The sequence below is a fragment of the Streptomyces sp. SID11385 genome (genome assembly GCF_010548245.1).
Lineage (GTDB): Bacteria > Actinomycetota > Actinomycetes > Streptomycetales > Streptomycetaceae > Streptomyces.
In genome coordinates this window covers 1-223 of record NZ_JAAGLR010000709.1, presented here as the reverse complement: position 1 = coordinate 223, position 223 = coordinate 1, and the positions used below count along the sequence as shown (strand labels likewise).

At 65.9% G+C, this 223-nt stretch carries 1 protein-coding gene; it reads left to right on the top strand.

Annotated features, from left to right (window positions below; genetic code table 11):
* On the top strand, positions 1-223 hold a 223-nt coding region (locus G3I42_RS21550), incomplete at both ends, for an ATP-binding cassette domain-containing protein (protein WP_164288328.1).

Genomic DNA, 223 nt, shown 5'->3' with positions numbered 1-223 from the left:
TCGTCTTCCTGGTGGGCTCCTCCGGCTCCGGCAAGTCCACCTTCATGCGACTCATCCTCCGTGAGGAGCGCGCCAGCCAGGGCATGGTCCACGTCCTGGGCAAGGACCTCGCGCGCATGTCCAACTGGAAGGTGCCGCACATGCGGCGCCAGTTGGGCACCGTCTTCCAGGACTTCCGGCTGCTTCCCAACAAGACCGTCGCCCAGAACGTGGCGTTCGCCCA